The 16,820-nt window shown below is 66.1% G+C and carries 16 protein-coding genes and 1 tRNA gene; 10 read left to right on the forward strand and 7 right to left on the reverse strand.

Annotated features, from left to right (window positions below):
- Nucleotides 1-39 precede the first annotated feature (39 nt).
- Nucleotides 40-121 (reverse strand) — tRNA-Leu (locus KBY99_RS09585).
- Between the two features lie 65 nt (nucleotides 122-186).
- Here KBY99_RS09585 and KBY99_RS09590 point away from each other — a divergent pair.
- The 3 genes from KBY99_RS09590 (at nucleotide 187) to KBY99_RS09600 (ending at nucleotide 5,438) form a co-directional block, all read left to right on the forward strand.
- Nucleotides 187-726 (forward strand): Ycf66 family protein, encoded by a 540-nt coding sequence (locus tag KBY99_RS09590; protein ID WP_254998815.1) that lies wholly within the window; start codon nucleotides 187-189, stop codon nucleotides 724-726.
- 24 nt (nucleotides 727-750) lie between these two features.
- Nucleotides 751-3,687 (forward strand): isoleucine--tRNA ligase, encoded by a 2,937-nt coding sequence (gene ileS, locus KBY99_RS09595; RefSeq protein ID WP_315857980.1) that lies wholly within the window; start codon nucleotides 751-753, stop codon nucleotides 3,685-3,687.
- A gap of 89 nt (nucleotides 3,688-3,776) precedes the next feature.
- Nucleotides 3,777-5,438, forward strand: coding sequence for an ArnT family glycosyltransferase (locus KBY99_RS09600; protein ID WP_254998917.1), 1,662 nt, complete (start codon nucleotides 3,777-3,779; stop codon nucleotides 5,436-5,438).
- 36 nt (nucleotides 5,439-5,474) lie between these two features.
- On the opposite strand, the gene KBY99_RS09605 is transcribed toward KBY99_RS09600, so the two are convergent.
- The gene (locus KBY99_RS09605; protein ID WP_254998816.1) at nucleotides 5,475-5,831 is read right to left on the reverse strand and encodes a hypothetical protein; all 357 of its coding nucleotides are present in this window, start codon (nucleotides 5,829-5,831) and stop codon (nucleotides 5,475-5,477) included.
- 11 nt (nucleotides 5,832-5,842) lie between these two features.
- Nucleotides 5,843-6,496, reverse strand: coding sequence for a DUF3177 family protein (locus KBY99_RS09610; RefSeq protein WP_254998818.1), 654 nt, complete (start codon nucleotides 6,494-6,496; stop codon nucleotides 5,843-5,845).
- 35 nt (nucleotides 6,497-6,531) lie between these two features.
- Here KBY99_RS09610 and KBY99_RS09615 point away from each other — a divergent pair, with 35 nt between their 5' ends.
- Genes KBY99_RS09615 through KBY99_RS09630 form a run of 4 tightly spaced genes read left to right on the forward strand, consistent with a single transcriptional unit; the run spans nucleotide 6,532 to nucleotide 10,789 of the window.
- Nucleotides 6,532-7,800, forward strand: coding sequence for an FIST N-terminal domain-containing protein (locus tag KBY99_RS09615; RefSeq protein WP_254931349.1), 1,269 nt, complete (start codon nucleotides 6,532-6,534; stop codon nucleotides 7,798-7,800).
- Nucleotides 7,801-7,802: 2 nt separating this feature from the next.
- On the forward strand, nucleotides 7,803-8,492 hold the full coding sequence (gene trmB / locus KBY99_RS09620) for a tRNA (guanosine(46)-N7)-methyltransferase TrmB (protein ID WP_254998918.1): 690 nt from the start codon (nucleotides 7,803-7,805) through the stop codon (nucleotides 8,490-8,492).
- A 31-nt stretch (nucleotides 8,493-8,523) separates the two neighbouring features.
- A complete protein-coding gene (locus tag KBY99_RS09625; RefSeq protein WP_254998920.1) occupies nucleotides 8,524-9,819 on the forward strand; it encodes an IctB family putative bicarbonate transporter in 1,296 nt (431 codons plus the stop codon).
- Nucleotides 9,812-10,789 (forward strand): N-acetylglucosamine kinase, encoded by a 978-nt coding sequence (locus KBY99_RS09630; protein WP_254998819.1) that lies wholly within the window; start codon nucleotides 9,812-9,814, stop codon nucleotides 10,787-10,789. Before KBY99_RS09625 ends, KBY99_RS09630 begins: the two co-directional genes overlap by 8 nt.
- Here the strand turns inward: KBY99_RS09630 and glmM are convergent.
- Both glmM and KBY99_RS09640 read right to left on the reverse strand, forming a co-directional pair.
- Nucleotides 10,776-12,182, reverse strand: coding sequence for a phosphoglucosamine mutase (gene glmM, locus KBY99_RS09635; protein ID WP_254998820.1), 1,407 nt, complete (start codon nucleotides 12,180-12,182; stop codon nucleotides 10,776-10,778). The two genes, KBY99_RS09630 and glmM, sit on opposite strands and share 14 nt — an antisense overlap.
- 96 nt (nucleotides 12,183-12,278) lie before the next feature.
- Nucleotides 12,279-12,494 carry a DUF4175 domain-containing protein gene (locus tag KBY99_RS09640; RefSeq protein WP_254998822.1) on the reverse strand — a complete coding sequence of 72 codons (216 nt, stop codon included), beginning with the start codon at nucleotides 12,492-12,494 and terminating at the stop codon, nucleotides 12,279-12,281.
- Between the two features lie 55 nt (nucleotides 12,495-12,549).
- Here KBY99_RS09640 and KBY99_RS09645 point away from each other — a divergent pair, with 55 nt between their 5' ends.
- On the forward strand, nucleotides 12,550-14,544 hold the full coding sequence (locus KBY99_RS09645; protein ID WP_254998824.1) for a lytic transglycosylase domain-containing protein: 1,995 nt from the start codon (nucleotides 12,550-12,552) through the stop codon (nucleotides 14,542-14,544).
- Here KBY99_RS09645 and KBY99_RS09650 read toward each other — a convergent pair.
- Nucleotides 14,541-15,008 (reverse strand): hypothetical protein, encoded by a 468-nt coding sequence (locus KBY99_RS09650; protein WP_315857981.1) that lies wholly within the window; start codon nucleotides 15,006-15,008, stop codon nucleotides 14,541-14,543. The two genes, KBY99_RS09645 and KBY99_RS09650, sit on opposite strands and share 4 nt — an antisense overlap.
- 5 nt (nucleotides 15,009-15,013) lie before the next feature.
- Nucleotides 15,014-15,427 carry an NIL domain-containing protein gene (locus KBY99_RS09655; protein ID WP_254998825.1) on the reverse strand — a complete coding sequence of 138 codons (414 nt, stop codon included), beginning with the start codon at nucleotides 15,425-15,427 and terminating at the stop codon, nucleotides 15,014-15,016.
- 70 nt (nucleotides 15,428-15,497) lie between these two features.
- On the opposite strand from KBY99_RS09655, the gene KBY99_RS09660 reads away from it, so the two are divergent.
- Both KBY99_RS09660 and thyX read left to right on the forward strand, forming a co-directional pair.
- Complete coding sequence (locus KBY99_RS09660) at nucleotides 15,498-16,070, forward strand: thioredoxin domain-containing protein (protein WP_254998827.1); 573 nt, start codon at nucleotides 15,498-15,500, stop codon at nucleotides 16,068-16,070.
- 8 nt (nucleotides 16,071-16,078) lie between these two features.
- Complete coding sequence (gene thyX, locus KBY99_RS09665; RefSeq protein WP_254998829.1) at nucleotides 16,079-16,804, forward strand: FAD-dependent thymidylate synthase; 726 nt, start codon at nucleotides 16,079-16,081, stop codon at nucleotides 16,802-16,804.
- Nucleotides 16,805-16,820 lie beyond the last annotated feature (16 nt).

Below are 16,820 nucleotides of genomic sequence, written 5' to 3' on the forward strand. Positions count from 1 at the left end.
CCCAGAACGTTGCATCAAGGCAACTTAAGAAAGTGATGATGCCCACCGGGGGACTTGAACCCCCACGACCAAAGCCACTGGTACCTAAAACCAGCGCGTCTACCAATTCCGCCAGGTGGGCAGAACGGGACTGTAGAGACAGATGCGTGGAGTCGCCCACAATGGGGGACTCCACGCCTTCTGGCCATGCTCGCCACCCTGGGCGGACTCCTGGCGCTGCTGCTGGGACTCGCCATCCTGCTACTGCCGCTGCTGGCCACCGAACTGAGCCGGCCGCGGGATTCGGCCTGGGGCTCCGTAGTGCTGCTGCTGGGCCTGGTGCTTGTAACCAGTGCCGACCGGCTCACGGGCGCACCGATGCTGGGCGTGCTTTGCGGTGGCCTACTGATCGGCAGGCTCGCAGGCGAGGTTTCCCAGGGCCGCTGGCGGCAGCTCACCGCTGAGGAGCAGCAGCGGCTTTGGTCAACGGAACGCTGGCAGACGAGCCTGCAACAAGCCGGCGCCAGCCTGGCCCATCTGCTCGCCCTCCTGACCACTGCCACTTCAGGCATGAGCCAATGGCTGACTCAGCAACGCCAGCCCAAAGCCAGTGGCAAACGCTGGGTGCGCCCGGAAGAGCCGAGCTCCATCAGCGAGATCGACAGCCTGGTGATCGACAGCCTGGTGACGGCCGAAATCCCGGAACCGCAACCGCTGCCCGAGCCCTCCAGCAGCCAGGCGGGATAATCAGCTCTGCTGCCCCCAGGCGACGTGACCGCCAGCCCTGCGCCCGTCTCCTACCCCCTCTCCTACAAGGACACGCTCAACCTGCTGCAGACGCCCTTTGCGATGAGGGCCAATGCCAAGGTGCGCGAGCCGGAAATCCAGGCGTTCTGGGCCCAGCAGCGGCTCTATGAGCGCCTTAGCCAGCAGAACCCCGGCGAGGTTTTCACCCTGCACGACGGCCCTCCCTACGCCAATGGGGCCCTGCACGTGGGCCATGCCCTCAACAAAATCCTTAAGGACATCATCAACAAAACCGCCCTGCTGCAGGGCAAGCGAGCGCGGTTTGTGCCTGGCTGGGATTGCCACGGCCTACCAATCGAACTCAAGGTGCTGCAAGGGCTCAGCAGCAGCGACCGGGCCGAGCTCACCCCGGTAACGCTGCGCCAGAAGGCCCACGCCTACGCCCTTAAGCAGGTGGAGGGCCAGAAGAGCGGCTTCCGCCGCTGGGGCATCTGGGCCGACTGGGAAACGCCCTATCTCACCCTGCAGAAGGACTATGAGGCCGCCCAAATCGGCGTCTTCGGCGCCATGGTGCTGGCCGGCCACGTTTATCGAGGCCTCAAACCGGTGCACTGGAGCCCAAGCTCCCGCACCGCCCTGGCCGAAGCCGAACTCGAATATCCCGACGGCCACACCTCCCCCAGTGTTTTCGCGGCCTTCCCGGTGGTGGCGCTACCCGAGGCCCTGGCCACCCAATTAGAAACAGCCGGCCTAACGGCCAAGGCGGCCACAGGGGCTGGCGGCCTGGCAGTGGCTATCTGGACCACCACGCCCTGGACGCTGCCGGCCAACCTGGCGGTGTCGGTGAATGGGCGGCTCGACTACGCCGTCTGCGCAGTGGCTGCCAGGGGCGACGCCCCCACCCCAGCCGCCAGCCATCTGGTGGTAGCCGCTGAGCTGATTGAGAGCCTGCAAATCAGCCTGGGGCTAGAGCTCACTCCCCTTTTAAGCCTTAAGGGCAGCGAGCTAGAGGGAATTACTTACCGCCATCCCCTGCTGGAGCGCACCAGCCCGGTGGTAATCGGCGGCGACTACATCACCACTGAGGCCGGCACGGGCCTGGTGCACACCGCCCCGGGCCACGGCGTAGACGACTTCAACACCGGCAAGAAATACGGCCTGCCTGTGCTCTGCCCCGTGGATGAGGCCGGCAACCTCACCGCCGAAGCCGGGCCGTTTGCTGGCACCAACGTGCTCAAGGACGCCAACCCAGCGATCCTCAGTGCCCTGGAAGCCACCGGCCTGCTGCTCAAGCAAGAGCGCTACGAACACCGCTACCCCTACGACTGGCGCACCAAAAAACCGACGATCTTCCGCGCCACCGAGCAATGGTTTGCCTCAGTGGAGGGCTTCCGCGCCGCCGCTCTTGGCGCCATCGCCGAGGTGGATTGGCTGCCGGCCAGCGGCCGCAACCGAATTGAAGCGATGGTGGGCGATCGGGGCGACTGGTGCATCAGCCGCCAGCGCACCTGGGGAGTGCCAATCCCCGTTTTCTATCACCGCGAAACGGGTGAGGTGCTGCTCAACGAAGCCACCCTGGGCCACATCCAGGCCCTGATCGCCGAGCACGGTGCGGATGTGTGGTGGCAGCGCGATGAGGCAGGCCTGCTGCCTGAGTCCTACGCCGCCGAAGCCAGCCAATGGCGCAAGGGCAGCGACACCATGGACGTGTGGTTTGACTCAGGCTCCTCCTGGGCTGGCGTGCTCCAAGAGCGCGGCCTTCACTACCCCGCCGATCTCTACCTAGAAGGCAGCGATCAGCACCGCGGCTGGTTCCAGAGCAGCTTGCTCACCTCGGTGGCCGTGAATGGCCACGCCCCCTACAAGCGGGTGCTCACCCACGGCTTCACCCTCGATGAGAAGGGCCGCAAGATGAGCAAATCGCTGGGCAACGTCGTCGATCCGGCGGTGCTGGTAGAGGGCGGCAAGAACGAAAAGCAAGAGCCTGCCTACGGCGCCGATGTGCTGCGGCTGTGGGTGAGCTCGGTGGATTACTCGGCCGACGTGCCGCTGGGGCCTGGGATCGTCAAGCAGCTGGCGGATGTGTACCGCAAGGTGCGCAACACGGCCCGCTACCTGCTGGGCAACCTGCACGACTTCGATCCGCGCCCCCAGGCTGAAGGCGGCGATGCCGTGCCCTACGACCAGCTGCCCCTGCTGGATCAGTGGATGCTGCAGCGCACCGCCGCCCTGATCGACAGCGTGACGGGAGACTTCGAGCGCTATGAGTTTTACCGCTTCTTCCAGGCCCTGCAGAATTTCTGCGTGGTGGACCTGTCGAACGTCTACCTCGACATCGCCAAGGACCGCCTCTATGTGAGCGGAGCCGATGAGTTCCGCCGCCGCAGCTGCCAAACGGTGCTGAGCCTGGTGCTGGAGCGTCTCGCTGGGCTGATCGCACCGGTGCTCTGCCACATGGCCGAGGACATCTGGCAAAACCTGCCCTACCCGGTAGCCGAAACCTCGGTGTTCGAACGGGGCTGGCCCACGGCCCCCGATGGCTGGCGCCAAGCGCAACTGGAGGCGCCGATGGAGCGAATCCTGGAGTTGCGATCTTTGGTGAATCGCCAACTGGAGAGCTGCCGCTCCAGCGGCCAGCTGGGTGCTTCGCTTGAAGCCCAGGTGCAGCTGGAGCTGGAAGCAGGCAGCACCAACACGGCGGAGGCCCTGAGCTGGCTGGCCAGCTCAAGCCACCCCAGCGTCGACAACCTGGCCGACTGGCTGCTGGTGTCGGGCCTCAAGGAAGGCGGCGTAGCGCCTGCCGAGCTGCTGGCCGAAGCCAGCGAAAACGGGATCACGGTGCGCATTGCCAAGGCCGAAGGCCAAAAATGCGAGCGCTGCTGGCATTACGAGAGCGACATCGGCCAGCACAGCGCCCATCCCAGCCTCTGCGGTCGCTGCGTGGCGGTGCTGGAGTTCTGAATCGGAGCTCCAGGCAAGACAGCGACGGGCCAAGCACGGTCGCGTCACCCGCTCTGTGGGCATGGGCCACTGGCCTTTCGCTGGCCTTGGTGTGCGGGCTGGCCTTCTTCCATGGCCTGTTCAGCCTGGCTCCCCTCGACAAAACTGAAGCCCTGCAGATCGGCGTCGCGGAAACGATGCTGCGTCTTGGTGAATGGGTCGTTCCCGAGTGGAACGGCCACCTCTATGCCGACAAACCACCGCTGCCCTACTGGCTCGCCGAGCTGGTGTGGCGCCGTTTCGGGCTGATTCCGTTGCTGGCCCGCATCCCGGCTGCCCTCGCCGCCACAGCGGGGGTAGCCGGCCTCGCCTGGCTGACCCAACGATGCTGCCGTCAGACGTTGCAGCCACGGGAGACCTGGGCGCGGACGGCCCTGGCCGGCACCCTGCTGGCCGTCAGCCCAGGGTGGATCGGCTTTGGCCGCACGGCCGTGCATGACATCTATCTGGCCCTCGCCGTGCTGCTGGCACTGGGCTGCTATGCCCTTGGCTTTGCCGGTGCAAGCCTGCGCAATCGACCGCTGCTCGGTGCCCTGGGAATCGGGCTGAGCTGTGGTTTTGGATTCCTGGCCAAAGGGCTGCTCGGCATCGGCCTGCCCCTGCTGATCATCGCGGTGGATGCCACGATCCACCGCACCAGCAGACGGCTGCTGCTGCGCCCAAGCAGCCTGGCCCTGTTCAGCGGCGGCCTGCTCGCGATCGTTACCCCGTGGGCAGCGGCACTGGTCAGCGGCCGCCACTGGGCCTTCCTGCAGGGTTTTCTGGGATTCAGCCACCTGCAACGGGCAACCCGGGCCGTGGATGGTCACGCCCAGCCGCTCCTTTTTTACCTACCCGTACTCCTGGGGCTGATCTGGCCCTGGTGGCCCCTGCTGCTGTCAGCCCTGGGGCAACTTTGGCAACGGCGTCGCCACTGGCGGCAGGCGGCGGGTGGCAACGAGCGACTGCAACAGCTGGCAGCGGTATGGCTGCTGCTGGGCCTCGCCCTGTTCAGCGCCATTCCAACCAAGCTGCCCGGCTACGTGCTGCCACTCCTGCCCGCAGCGGTGCTGCTGATCGCAACCGCCCCCAGGCATCCAACCTGGTGCTTGCGCCTGGTGAGCCTGCAACTCGGGCTGCTGAGCGCCGCTCTGCTGGCGGGGCTGATCAGCCTGCGGCTGGGCTTGCTCGGGAGTTATGGGCAGGCGCTGCAGGCCGCTCCAGGGGGAACCACGGTCTGGCTTGCCGGAGGCAGCGGCCTAGCCCTGCTCGCTGCGCTCTACGGGGGCTGGAGCCCTCAGGAAAACCAGGCCAAAGGGAGGCGCTGGCTCGCCCTGCTGAGCAGCATGCTGCTGGTGGTGAGCTGCCTACCCGCCCTGGCCATGCCCTACCGCCAACTGGAGCAGGAACCGGTGCTGGAGCTGGCCAGAGCGGCCCACCGCCGGCACGGCAAAGCTGATGTGCTCTTCGTGCTGGGACGCCCGCGCTACAGCGTGGTGGCGGATGCCGAGCTGGACACCATCTTCGGCTCGCCCCTGCGGACGCCCTCAGGGAAGCCGATCTCCAGCCTGGCCAACTGGAAACTCCACGGCGCCGATCCAGAAGCCCTGGTGCTGGGCAGTTGCCTTTCGGTCCAAGCCCTTGGGGACGAACCCTCGCTGCGGATCACCCTGCTGGAGCAGCGACGGAGTTACTGCCTGGCCCGCCTGCACCGGACGTCCGCCCAGCCGTGAAGCCTTCTCTGATGACTGCGGGGCTGATCCCGCCTTTCAGCGCCAATGGCTGGAATCGAGAAACACCTGTGGGGAGATCGGGCCCGCCAGCACCTCCTCTTCGCCCGGCTTGAGCGGAGCCCGCAGCAATTCAGCCGCCGAGATCTGGGTGCCTTCGGGCAGGAGCGGGCTGTCGGGATCAAAGGCCGTGGGATGGGTGACGCTGCTGGAGAACCCCCGGAAAATCAACAGCTCAAACGGCTCAGCTGGATGGGTCTGCTGAGCTGGATCGAGAGGCAGAGTGCCCCGCAGGCGCAGCACGCGATCGGGATGGTTGCGGCTCAACTCCTCGAGACCGGCCAGCAAAGCCAGCACGGATTCACCCGTCGGGAACTGGGGATCAGGTGGATGCATGGCACCTCTCCTCAGAAATCGCCAGCGATTCGCCCCTGCTTCGGCAAGCGCACCAGCAGCCATTGCAACAGTCCCACCACATAGGCAACCAAACCCACGTAACCGATGAAGGCGGCCACGGCAGGGGTCCATTCGCCACCAAAAATGAAGGCAAACAGCCCCTCAACATGCCGGTGCAGGCCGAGGGGCGGCTGAATCCAAGCGGCGCAACGGGACTGGGCCAAGCCTCCTGGGTCCAAACAGCCCAGGGCCGTGGCAGTAAGCAGGGCGCCAAGCACGGCCCACACCGTGAGACTCCAGCGCCAGATGCGCAGGGTCAGGGGCAAGGGACGCCAGGGCGGCAGGTCGGCCAGCTCCTCGTTGAGATCCACCCAGAACCAGACGCTCAGCACCACCAGTAGCTGGGCCAGCAGCAAAACCACAAAGCCGAGGGGCCTCCGGTCGGTGAGCAGCAGGGTTGCAAGCAGCAACAGGCTGGCCACCTTCCAATAAATCCCCAGCAGGCGCACCAAGGATCCCTCCTTGCGTACCGACGCCCAGATCAGGAGCACTAGGGGCAAGCCGACGCTGAACAGCATCGCCAGGCGGACATCGAGCCACACCAAGGAGCGGTACAGAGGTTCTGGTAGGGCGGCGAGCACGCGTGTGGTTCGGTAAGGCGCCATTATCCGCGTCCCCGGCAAGCGATAGGGTCCAGGTCATGGCCGCCTTCTCCCTGCCCAGCTGGCTCTCCCGCACCTTCGGAGCCCGTCCAGCCCAGGCCTGGTGCCGCACCGCCCTGGCCAGCGAAACCTCTCTGCAGGCGTCGGTTGAAGAGATCGCCAGCCAGCTGCGGGGGGCCGGTCCAGCAGATCTGGCCTTGGTCTTCGTCGCAGCCAGCTACGCCAGCGACCTGCCCCGGCTGCTGCCCCTACTTCAGGAGAAACTCCCAGCCAGCCATTGGCTTGGCTGCCTGGGCGGTGGGGTGGTGGGCACCGATGCTGGCGGCACACCCCATGAGCTGGAGAACAAACCAGCCCTGAGTGTCACCCTGCTGCGCCTACCTGGCGCCGAGCTCCACCCTTTTGCGATTGATACCGACTCCCTTCCCGACCTCGACGGCCCGGCTGATCCCTGGCGCGACCTGCTCGATGCGCCAGCAGCTCCCAGCCCCTCGATGCTGCTGCTGGTGGATCCCAGCTGCTCCCGGATCAACGATCTGATCAGTGGCCTGGATTACGCCTGTCCAGGGGCGGCGAAAATTGGCGGCGTCGCCGGCCCACACAGTGCCGGCCATGGCTCCCTGCTGTTTGGAGATCAGGTGGTTCGCGGTGCCGTCGGCTGCCTCATTGGTGGAGCCTGGCAACTCGATCCGGTGGTGGCCCAGGGCTGCCGGCCGATCGGGCCGGTTTTTGATGTGGAGCAAGTTCAGCGCAACGTGGTGCTGGAGGTGAGCCAGGGCCAGTCCCGCCGCAGCCCTGTAGCAGCGCTTCAGTCGATCCTCACGGATCTGAATCCCGAGGAGCGGGAGCTGGTGAAGCACTCGCTGTTTCTAGGCGTGGGCCGTAGCAACTTCAGCCTCAGCGCCGCAGATCCAGATGGTCCCACCGCTTTTCTGGTGCGCAACCTGCTTGGTGTCGACCCCCGCAACGGGGCCGTAGCCGTGGCTGAACGGATGCGGGTGGGACAACAGGTGCAGTTCCAACTGCGCGATGCCAGCACCTCCAGACTGGAACTGCGCCAGCTGCTGACCAGCCAGCGGGGTCGCAACCCGGAGCCCCTAGCCGCCCTGCTATTTGCCTGCCTAGGCCGTGGCGTTGGGCTCTACGGCAGCGCCGATGGCGACGTGGAACTGTGCCGGGAAGTGTTTGATCAGGTGCCCATCGCCGGATCGTTCTGCAACGGCGAAATCGGCCCGGTCGCCGGTAGCACCCATCTGCACGGCTACACCGCCAGCCTGGCCTTCCTGGTGCCGCGCGGAGAGGGCTGATGGTGCGCCAGCACGTCAATCCACTCAGCCGCTTTTTCCAACTACCCCGGCCCCTGCCGCCGCCAGCTGAGCTTTTCAGTCAGCCGGATCTCCCCCTGCATCTGGACATTGGCTGCGCCCGAGGCCGCTTCCTACTGGCCCTGGCCCAGCACCAGCCCAACTGCAACCATCTAGGTGTTGAAATCCGCCGGCCATTGGTGGATGCCGCCGAAGCCGACCGCCAGGCCCTGGGGCTTGGCAACCTCCACTACCTGTTCTGCAACGCCAACATCAGCCTGCAGGACTGGCTAGCGGCCCTGCCAGCCGGGCTGCTGCAGCGGGTGACCATCCAGTTTCCAGATCCCTGGTTTAAGCAAAAGCATCAAAAGCGGCGGGTGCTGCAGCCCGCCCTGCTGCTGGCCCTGGCCGAGGCGCTGGGGCCGGGCCGTGAGCTGTTTATTCAGAGCGATGTGCTGGCGGTGATCACACCGATGGTGCAGCTGATCGAGGCCAGCGGCGGCTTCGATCGCCCGGTCGCAGATGGGCGCCCCTGGCGTGCCGACAACCCCCTGGCGGTGCCAACCGAGCGCGAAACCTACGTGCTGAGCCAGGGGCTGCCGGTCTACCGGGTGCTCTACCAACGCAACGACCGCAACCTGGAAGGCCTGACCAACCTGGAAGATCAGCTTGAAGAGGTTGATAATCGGGCCTGAAGCCAGGCTGCACCCCTTGAGCGCCCCCCCAATGCCAATTTTGTTGCGCTGGCAGGGCTGCCTGCAGCGCGCTGACAGTGGTCCCCTGGGGCGGCAGCTAACCCTGATAGCCGGCCTGGTGCTCTGCGCCCTGATGGTTGGCCTGCCCTTGGTAACCCGCAGCGGCCTCAGCCTGCTGGTGCTGGCCAGTGGCCTCCTATGGCTGCTGCTGGCCCTGACCACTACCCCTGGACCGCTGGTGGAGATCGACCGCTGGATTCTGGGGATCCTGGCCATCGCCCTGCTGGCCACAGGTTTCTCACCGGTGCCCCTGGCCGCCGCCAAGGGGCTGGTCAAACTTGTGAGCTATCTGGGCGTCTACGCCCTGATGCGCCAACTGCTGACCCTGGCTCCGGTCTGGTGGGACCGGATCGTGGCTGCGCTGCTGGCTGGAAACCTGGTCACCTGCGTGATCGGCATCCGCCAGCTCTACGGCGACAGCGGCGAACTAGCCCGCTGGGCTGACCCCAACTCCGTGGCCGATGGCACGGTGCGCATCTACAGCACCCTCGAAAACCCCAACCTGCTGGCGGGGTATCTGCTGCCGGTGCTGCCCCTAGCCCTCGTGGCCCTGCTGCGCTGGCCGGGGCGAGCCCGCAAGCTCTTTGCCCTCACTGCCCTGGTGCTGGGCGTCGCCGCCCTAGTGCTCACCTTCAGCCGCGGCGCCTGGATGGGTTTGGTGGCCGAAGCGGCAGTGATATTGCTGCTACTAGCCGTGCGCGCCACCCGGGCCTGGCCCTTGCTCTGGCGGCGCCTGTTTCCCCTGCTGCTGCTAATTGGCGGCGCTGCCCTCTTAGTAGTTCTGGTTACCCAGGTGGAGCCGCTGCGAGTGCGGGTGATGAGCCTGGTGGCCGGCCGGCAAGACAGCTCCAACAACTTCCGCATCAACGTCTGGCTTGCAGCGCTGGATATGGTCCAGGCCCGCCCGTGGCTTGGCATCGGACCCGGCAACGACGCTTTTAACCAGATCTATCCGCTGTTTCAGCAACCCAAGTTCAACGCGCTCAGCGCGTACTCCATCCCCCTGGAACTGGCGGTGGAAGCCGGCATTCCTGGCCTGCTGGCCGGGATCGGCCTGCTGCTGGCCAGCCTGCGCAGCGCCACCAGCCTCTGGCGCAGTGATAGCTGCTTCAGCCTGCCGGCCCTGGCGGCGATCGCCGTAATTGCTGGGCTCACGGTGCAGGGACTCACCGACACGATCTTTTTCCGGCCGGAGGTGCAACTGAGCGGCTGGTTTTGCATCGCCACCCTGGCGGCCGGAGCTAGCCGCGCCGAAGGTCGTGGCTGAGCCAAGCCTGATTGCCGGCTTCGACGCCGGCCAAACCCACACCAGCTGTCGCCTCAGCGATGCCTGCAGTGGTGAAATGCTGGGTGAAGGCCAGGGGCCTGGAGTGTGCCATCTGGCCGCAGCCGACGGCCCCGCCCGCTTCCGCCAGGCCCTTCAAGTCAGCCTGGCGCAGGCCCGCCTGCATCTGCCGCCCACCGGCACGTCCCTGCTAGCCGCCGGCATTGGCGCCAGTGGCATCGAAGTGGGCAGCTCCGTCCAGGAGCTGGGCTGTCAGCTGGCGGCCGAGGCTCTGCAACTACCCCTGGAGCGCGTAGTAGTCACGGGAGATGAGCGCACTGCCCTGCGCGGAGCCATGGGCAACCACCAGGGCGGCGCAGGCATCCTGTTGATTAGCGGCACGGGCTCGATTGCCGTGGGGCGCAATCCTGCAGGCCAGGAACACCGCTGCTCCGGCTGGGGCTGGCTGCTAGATGGGGCTGGCTCGGCCACGGATATCGGCCGCGATGGCCTAGCCCTCAGCTTGGCGATGGCGGATGGACGCCAGCCCGATTCGCCCCTGCGAGCACGGATCTGGGCAGGACTGAATGTGAGCACAGGCGACCCCCAGGCCGCTCAAGCCATCAAAGCTTTGGTTGTGGAGCCTGGCTTCGGGGCCGCGGGCTTTGCCCGCCTGGCACCGCTGGTGGCAGTCGCCGCTAGCGAGGGTGATGCTGGGGCCGCCGCCGTTGTGGAGCGCTCCGCCCAGGCCCTGGCATTAATGGCAGCCACCATCGGCACAAGGCTGCAGCTAAGTGCCCCGCGAGTGTGGCCCATGGGCGGGGCGCTGGAGCACCTTGCCTTGCTGCGCTGCCGGCTGGAGGCCTGCCTTGAGGAGTGCTGCCCAGGCGCGCAACTGCAGATCCCCGCCGCAGATGCCTGCAGCGGAGCCCTGAGCCTGGCTCGGGAATGCCTAGAAACTAGGCCGCGTTGAGGTACTGCTCCGCTGCGGCGGCCAGCTGGCTTGACCAGTGGTCCACCAGCTGCTGATCGGCAGCCTCCACCATCACCCGCAGCAGTGGTTCGGTGCCACTGGCGCGCACCAGCACCCGGCCACGACCCTCCATCGCAATCTCCGCCTGCTCCACGGCGAGCCGCAGCGGCTCGCAGGCTTGCCACTGCTGGCGCCGTTGCCGGTCTGGCACCGTCACATTCACCAGAATCTGGGGGTAGGGCTTGAAACTGCTATCCATCCAATCGGCCAGTGATTGGCCACTGCGATGCAACAACGTGGCCACTTGCAAAGCGGTGAGCAGCCCATCGCCACTCATGCCATGGCGGGCCGACAAAATATGTCCCGACTGCTCGCCACCGAGGCCAGCGCCCATCTGCTCCATCGCCTGGTGGACGTATTGATCACCAACGGCGGTGCGCTCGAGCACCCCTCCCTTGGCCTGCCAGGCACGCTCAAAGCCGAGGTTTGACATCACCGTTGCAACGATGCGATTGGCCGGCAACTGGCCCGCATCAAGCAGGGACGATCCCCAGAGATAAAGGATCTGATCGCCATCCACCACCCGGCCCCGGCCATCCACCGCCAGCATCCGATCTGCATCGCCATCGAAGCCAAAACCCATGCTGGCTCCGCTCTCGAGCACCGCGCGCCTGAGCGGCTCAAGGTGGGTGCTGCCGCAGTCCACGTTGATGCGGGTTCCATCCGGCTTGCCGTGCAGCACGGTGAGTTCTGCGCCTAAGGCGCTAAACACCGCCTCTCCACAGGCAGAAGCCGAGCCCCAACAAAGGTCCAGCACAATCTTGCAACCTTCCAAGCGCCGACCCATGACGCTCGCCACCAAGGACCGCTGGTAGTCGGCCAGTAAATCGGGGCGATCGTGCACAACTCCTGTGCCCAAGAAGCCGCCGGAAGCACCTATAGCCAGGCCAGCCCCCACCCCCTGCAGCCCAGCCTCGATCGCCTGCTGCTGGCCGCGGCTCAGTTTGGCGCCGGAAGCCCCAAACACCTTGATGCCGTTGTCTTCAGGGGGGTTGTGGCTGGCGGACACCATCAGACCTCCAGCCGCGCCAAGACGGCGAATGGCGCCAGGAATCGCTGGCGTAGGGCATAGACCCAGGGTCCATACCTCCCTACCTGCAGCCGTGAGCCCGGCGGTAAGCGCCGCCACCAGCATCGGGCCACTGCTGCGGGAATCCATGCCGATGAGCACCGGCGCCCCTTGGGGCAACACCTGGCCGCACCAGAAGCCAACCTGCAAAGCCAAAGCCGGGCTCACCTGGGTTCCCACCCGGCCACGGATGCCATCGGTTCCGAAACCGGCCACACCACCCCGCAGGGGCAGGCCAACGGGATGGGGAGCCAGGTCGGCCATGGGCAGCAGCAGATGCCTCAGTGGTGCTCAGGTTACGTGGGCTGCTGCAAAGCGCTCACCATGGCTGGCCTGGGCCAGGTAGGGGCCTGAGCCCATTCAGCGCCAGCGGCGGGGCCACCAGATCCAGACCACCAGTTCGCCAATCGTCCAGAGCAGCAGCGCACCAACCACCCAGCCCGGCAGCCAGCTCAATGGCCAAAAGGGGCGCAGCAGCAGCACCAGGCCCGATACCGCCAGCACCCGCAGGGCCCGCAAACGCTGCTCAGCCCCAGGCAAGGTGGAGAGATAGGGGGGTAGGGAGGGCAGGCGCACCAGCTAAGTGGGATTCACACCTCCCCAGAATGCCGAAGCTGCGCCGCTATTGCCCTTGGCTCGCCTCCCCCTGCTGCTGGCCCTCACCTGCTTGGGCAGCGGCGCCGCCTTGGTGGGCGGCAGGGCACTGCTGACCCTGATTCCCGCGCCAGACCCCAGCACACCCACCCCAACCCTGGAGCGCCTGCGGCGGTTCTCGCCCGATCCGGAGCGGCGGCGGGAGGCCAGCTTGCTGCTGCTGCCGCGCCAGGCAAAAGGCGACCTAGCCGGCGAGCGCCGGTTGCTGCGCGGCCAGGGCTGGGGTGGCGATGAGCTAGCAGCCCTGGTGCTCAAACGCGATGCCCTGGCCGCCGAAGCCCTGGGTGATCAGAAAGCCGCCCAGCAACGCTGGCAGCAGCTTGTGCGGCGCTTCCCCCACACGCCCGCCTCAGCCGATGGGCTTTATGCCCTGGGCCGGCAGCAGCCCCAGCTGCGGCAGAAACTACGCAGCCGCTTCGCCGCCCATCCCGCGGCCCTAGCAGCCGCCGTGGAGGCGGGCCCGAGCGACGCAGATCGCCTCCAGGCAGCCCTGCACCTGGCCCGTCACGGTGTGCGCTGGCCCGGTGCGGGGCCACGCTTGCGCCAGGCCTGCCAGAGCAAGACGGCAGCAGCTACCCCTAGCCAGCGGGAGCAATTGGCCAGGGGCCTGGCCCAGCTAGGCGACTCGGCCGCTGCCCTGAGCTGCCTCAAGGGCAGTCCGCCGAGCCCAGCAACCCAGCTAGCCCTCAGCCGGGCCCTGCTCGGTGGCGGCAGCGAGCAGCAGGCCCAGGCCGAAAGTCTGCTGCTGCAACTGGCCAAATCCGCGCCGCGCTCCAGCCAGGCCAGCGAGGCCGCAGCCCTGCTAAGCGAACAGCCCGGGCCCAGGGCTCTCCAGGCCTTGAAGGGGCTGCCCTCTGCCCTGCAAGCCACGGCCCCGGTGCAGGCGCGGCGGGCAATGGAGAGTGGCGACATCGGCGCGACGCTGGCGGTGCTGCAGCGCTGGCCCAACGATCCAGCCAGTTGGGAACTGCAGTGGCAGCAAGCCCGCCAGGCCCTGCTCAAGCGCCAATGGGCAACGGCCACAACGCTGCTGAGTGCTCCGATCGGTCGCAAATTGCCAGTGGGGCTGGTGGGACGCCAGCGCTTCTGGCTGGGTTTCAGCCAGAAGCAGCAAGGCGCCACCGCCAAAGCACAACGCACCTGGAGTGATCTGATCAAACAGCATCCCGGCGGCTACTACGGCTGGCGGGCGGCGGTGCGACTAGGCCGCGGCGATCTCAACCTCGATCCCCGCAGCAGCCCGGCCCTTGTGCAACCCCAATGGAACCCCCTTGGCAGCGGCGACTGGCAGATCGACCGGCTCTGGCGCCTGGGCCAACCCCTGGAAGCCTGGGAGCACTGGCGCACGGAGCGGAGTTCCCCCCCCACTAGTCCCCAGAAGCTGATTACGGAAGGCCGGCTACGCCGGGCCGTGGGAGACCACTGGATAGGACTCGGCCAACTCGAGCAAGCCAGCCTGCGCCTACCGGTGAATGGAAACTGCGCCCTGGCCCAACAGCTTGATCTCGACCTGCAAACCGCCAGCTTCGTGGCGGAGCTCGAGGAGGCTGGCTCAACCGCCGGGGTACCGGCAACCCTGGTGGCAGCCGTAGCCAAACAGGAATCGCGCTTCAGCCCGGGGGTGAGCTCCGGCGCCGGTGCCGTCGGCTTGCTCCAACTGATGCCCGCCACCGCCGCCGAACTAGCCGGCACGCCCCTGGCAGCCGATGACCTCACCGACCCAGCCCGCAATGCCAAGTTAGGCGCGCTCTACCTAAAGCAACTACTGGGCCAGTGGCAGGGCAACCCCGTGCTGATGGCTGCCAGCTACAACGCCGGCCCCGGTGCCACCGCTGGCTGGGTGACACCCCAACTGCAACAAGAACCGGAGCTATGGATAGAGGCCATCCCCTACCCGGAAACCCGGCTGTACGTCAAAAAAGTGCTCGGCAACTTTTGGAACTTCCAAGAGAGGCCGCTGGCTAGCTGCTAGCCACCGCTTGCCAGCCAGCGGCCCACCCATGCCCCTGACAACACCAGCACCCCCAGCACCCCTGCCAGCAGCACCGGCGGGGGTGCCACCCGAATCCGAGCTAGATCAAGGCGTGCCAACAACACAGTGGTGCCCAGGATCAGCACATTGGTGAGCACTTTGAGGTGGAGCAGATAGAGACCACCCACCGTGACGATCAACAGGCTGATCACCAGGCTCATCACCCGACTGGCGGCCATCAAATTGGAAATCCGCTGCAGCAGCAGGTCGGGCATGGTGCACACCACCACCACCAGCAAGGCGTGGAGACAATCAAGCGACCAGAACAAGCTGGACAACTGCCCCATCCCCGACGCTGCCGCACCCTCAAGCGGCTGGCTCCACTGCAAGCCCTCGTAAACCGATATCACCACCAGCACCAGCAGCATCGGCGCCCGCAAGGGCAGCAATAGCAGACGCAACATCGCCATCACGGGGGAGCCAGCACCAGGGAAATCGCATCCAGAGGGCAACTCGGAATGCACTGTTCGCACACCAAGCAGCGTTGCGCATCGAATTGCAGCTGCCAAGCCGGCTGGGTCAAGCTGAGGGCACCGCTGGGGCAAACGCTCGAGCAGAGGCCACAGTCAACACAGAGACTGCGGTCTACGGCTATCTGACCCGGCGCCCGGTTGAGGCCGAGTCCCTGACTTTCTAGCCAGGCCTCCGCCGCCGTCAGTTCGTCGATATCGCCGGAGAGCTCCACCACCATGGTGCCGCTCTGGTTGGGGGAAATCTGGGCGCGCAGGATCTTGGCGGCGATGTCGAAATCCACCGCCAGCCGATAGGTGATCGGCTGATGCACCGCTTCGCGGGGAAAGTGCAGGGTTAGGCGCCGTTTCACGAGGATCCGGTTCGCGAGAACAGCACGCTTACCTCCGCAAAACGCTAGCAAGCACTGGCAAAGTGCAGTCATGACCAACTCCACACCGAATTCCGGCCTGGGGCCAAGCGAACGGCTGCTGCTAGTCGTGCTGGCGGCCCTACTGGCAGCGGGCCTGCTGTGGTTCCGGGGCGGACTGAATCCGGAGGCTCCACTGGAGCGCTTGGCGCGCCAATCCCTGGATCTACCCGTGGCCTTGCGCAATGGCAAGCCAACGCTGGTGGAGTTCTACGCCGACTGGTGCGACGCCTGCCGCACCATGGCTCCGGCAATGGAAACGATCGAAGCCCAACACCGCGGCCAGCTTGATGTGGTGCTGCTCAACGTTGACAATCCGCGCTGGCAGCCGGAGCTGGAGCGCTACGACGTCAACGGCATTCCCCAACTAGAGCTGTTCAATGCTGCCGGTGAAGCGGTGGGCCGCTCGATTGGCGCCCGCAGCCTCAACGAATTGCGCGCTCTCAGCAGCGCCCTGATCGCCAGGGAGCCCCTACCTGCCCTGGCTGGGGTAGGCGCCGTCAGCAACCTGAGCCAACCCGCTGGCGAAGTTGCGGCAGCGGAGCCAGCTACTGCCACGATGGCCGGACCCCGCAGCCACGGTTGACGCCCGCCATGGATTCCCGTTTCCGCGTTGACCTGATCGCCGCCACGCCTAACCCCCAGCAGTGCGTTTATGCGGGAATGCATCAGGACTACAGCGAGGGCTTTGTGGCGGCAGACTCCGCCAACTGGCCGGACGAAACCAAGGCGGGAGAAATTTGCATCAAGCGGCTGCTGGCCGGAGAGCGGGGCCACTACGGCCCCCTGGAGCACGCCCAGATCGTGCTCAACGTTGGCTGGTTTCCCCACTCAGTGATGCAGCAGGCACGGACCCACCGGGTGGGGGTGAGCTTTGACGTGCAATCCATGCGCTACACCGGCGATCGCATCTGCAAGGCCGCCAATGATGAGCTGGAACTAGAGGAGGTGTTCTATCTACGGCCCGTAGGTAGCTATAGCGACCGGCAAGGCAAGAAATACGCCTACACCGAAGAGCAGCGCTACATAGATCTAGAGCTCTGCAGGGCTGCGGCGGCTCGCTACCGCGACCTTTTGGCGGCTGGCTTCGCCGAGGAGCACGCCCGCGGCATCCTGCCCTTCGACTACCGCCAGCACTTCGTGGTGAGCTTCACCTTGCGGGCATTTCTGCACTTCCTTGACCTGCGGGCGAAGCTCGATGCCCAGCAGGAGATCCGTGAGCTCTGTGATCTGATGTGGCCCCATCTGCAGGCTTGGACACCCCAATTTGCTGACTGGTATGAAAAGAGCCGCTTACATAAAGCCAGGCTCGCCCCATAGGGCATTTTGCTGGGAA

The organism is Cyanobium sp. Maggiore-St4-Cus (assembly GCF_024345615.1).
Classification (GTDB): Bacteria; Cyanobacteriota; Cyanobacteriia; order PCC-6307; family Cyanobiaceae; genus Cyanobium_A; species Cyanobium_A usitatum.